Raw genomic sequence first — 2561 nt, forward strand, 5'->3', positions numbered from 1 at the left:
GCTGGCTTGCAGAAGCCGAAGGTCTTTGCCGCGATGCCTTCAGCCCCGATTGATGCGGGTTCAATCGGAGCTGTGTTTGAGGTTTCTGGCCTCAAGTTGTCGATCTATGCCGCCTTGGCCTTGCTGCGGCAGTAACAGGAAGCGTGGATCGGGACTGTGGCCCGGGCGGTTGCCTTGTCCAGAAGAAGCTTGATGTGTTTGGCTTCCGTCAGTTCACTGCGGCGCACGAGGCATTCATGCAGACCGTGAAGGCTCCAGATATTCTGTGGGTGTTGACAGGCGCGGGCAAGCGTGTCGTCGAGACCCAGGTCCGCGCGATAGACCGCTTCGGCTTCTTCAAAGCGTTCGTCCTCCAGTAACAGGGCGCCAAGTGCATGGCGGGTCGGTTGCATCCAGCCCCAGGGCTCGTCGTAAAGAAGATTGTCATCAAGTTCGACCGATCGACGCAAATGCTCCAGCCCGTCCGCGCGGCCACCGGACTTGAATGCAATTTCACCGTCCATCATCGCTTCGCCAACAAGCAGTACATCATCTGCTGTGTTGTTGAAGACCATGCGGCTTTCCGGGACGGCCTTGCGGCCAGCGACAGCAAGCTCCCGTTCGGCCTCGGCCTCCTGAAGGCGGCCAAGATTTGCCAGGGCAATTGCCCGCGCCTGAAGCATGGCGGCCGTGGTGTAGCAGTAAAGGTCCCGATCCTGCGGGAAGGGCTCGTCCAGAATCTCCTGCCACATGCCGAAACGGACCATGACGTGGATTTTCTTGCCGTAAAAGGACTCAAACAGATCCGGGAAAAAGCGCACGACATTGTCCGGCAGCATGCGCATCAGTTCTTCGGCCGCTTCGAGAGCCTTGTCCGGCTGACCGAGAAACATCGCGCCGTAGGATTCGAAATGGACGTTGTGAATCCGGTAAAGCGTATAGAAGTTCTCTGTTCCGGCGACCTCCACATATTTGCGATCGACCTGTGCCGCCCGGTGGTTGCGCCAGACGACATTTTGATAGTCTCCACACAAAACATCGATGTGCGTGGCCATATGCACCAGATGACCGCTGTCGGGCACCAGGTCCACCAACCTGTCTCCGTGCCGGAGTGCCTTTTCCGGGGTCGGCGACATTTCCATCAGGTGGATATACATATGCAGCAGGCCGGGATGATCCCAGGCAGCGGCTTGTTCCTCGAAGATCGTTTCAAGCGCGGCCTGTGCTTCCAGTGTTGAAGCGCCTTCCGCCGGCTTTCCATTGGGCAGATCCCAAAGTTGCCACGGGGTCCGGTTCATCAACGCCTCGGCAAAAATCGTCGTCACATCGAGGTCATGCATGTGGGCGGCATGGACCTGACGCATTGCATCGGCAAAGGCATCATGCCAGGGCAGGTAGTCCTCAACGGTCGGGTCTTCCGGAAACCGTTTGGCAATTGCCTCGATCAGCGCGACTTCCACCGGCGCCAGATTCTGGCGGTGTTCCAAACCAGCTTCGACTGTTTCGCGGGCTTTCTTCAAAACCGTTACGCGTTCATCAGGCTCAAAGAATTCCCAAGGTTTGTTGTAGTTGGGACCGATGGCATAGGCGATGCCCCAGTAGGCCATACCGCAGTCGGGGTCCTGATCGCGCGCCTTTTCAAAACAGAGCGCTGCAGCTTCATGATTGTATCCGTAGAGCCAGACCAATCCTTGATCGAAGAGCCTCTGCGCTTCTGCCGAGGATGTGGTGATCTTCCGTGAATAGGTTCCAAGGTTGAATTCCATAACAAAACGCCTCCCGTTGCTGGTTGGGGTCTAAATACGAGCCCCAAGGGGATAAGGATGGATGACTTGAAAACGCTATGAAGATCGATTCAGACGCATATATTACGTAACGTCAAGTTTATTTGTCGTTCGAACTGAAGAGGTCCTCAGTCAGATCCGATCCTGGTCAGAGTTCCTAAGCCGTTGAAACTTGTTACAACAGACCGGTGGTTGAGTTGACGTGCTCGCGGTAATTGAGCTGAAATGCAACCAACAAGTCCGTTTGTTGCGATTGGGGGGCGGGAATGGACCAGAGAATGAATGAGCTGATCCACGCGATTTATGATGCTGCGATCGATCCGAAGCTCTGGCCGAATGTGTTGGATAGGTTGGTCATTGCGTCAGGTGCCTACAGTTGCGCAATTTTTGAAAGCGACGAGAATGTCGGTACCATGCCCTTTCAGATCGCGCATGTGAGCAACACCTTTCCGATTCACGAATTCAAAAACTATGCTTTGCAATATCAGGGCCTCGAGACAGTCGAACGATCCCTGGCCAAGTCGGTTCTGTCTGCATCGGACGAGATTGAAGCAATCAGCGACGAACAGGTCTATGACGACTACGAGGAGTTCCTGAAACAGCCGAACGTGAAATCAATGATGGAGTTCGGACTTCGCCATCGCGTGATTGCCTTTTTGAACAAGGATAATCTGGATCTCAGCCAGTTTACGTTGCAGTACGCTGATGGAAGGGGGCCAGCGACCGCCGAGGAGTTGAAAAACCTGAATGTTCTCCTGCCGCACCTGGCGAAATCACTCGATCTGAGCCGCCCGGCCC

At 55.1% G+C, this 2561-nt stretch carries 2 protein-coding genes; one reads left to right on the forward strand and one right to left on the reverse strand.

Annotated features, from left to right (window positions below):
- Positions 1 to 104: 104 nt before the first annotated feature.
- Positions 105 to 1745, reverse strand: coding sequence for a hypothetical protein (locus K5905_RS31420; RefSeq protein WP_297591647.1), 1641 nt, complete (start codon positions 1743 to 1745; stop codon positions 105 to 107).
- Between the two features lie 296 nt (positions 1746 to 2041).
- Between K5905_RS31420 and K5905_RS31425 the strand changes: the two genes are divergently transcribed.
- Positions 2042 to 2561 (forward strand): hypothetical protein (locus K5905_RS31425; protein ID WP_297591648.1); only part of this gene is annotated, 520 nt, incomplete at its 3' end.

This window comes from Roseibium sp., from assembly GCF_025698965.1.
In the GTDB taxonomy this organism is placed as follows: domain Bacteria; phylum Pseudomonadota; class Alphaproteobacteria; order Rhizobiales; family Stappiaceae; genus Roseibium.

Excerpts from the sequence above, each read along its gene's own strand:
- K5905_RS31420 (WP_297591647.1), bottom strand. The coding sequence starts at position 1,745 with ATGGAATTCAACCTTGGAACCTATTCACGGAAGATCACCACATCCTCG.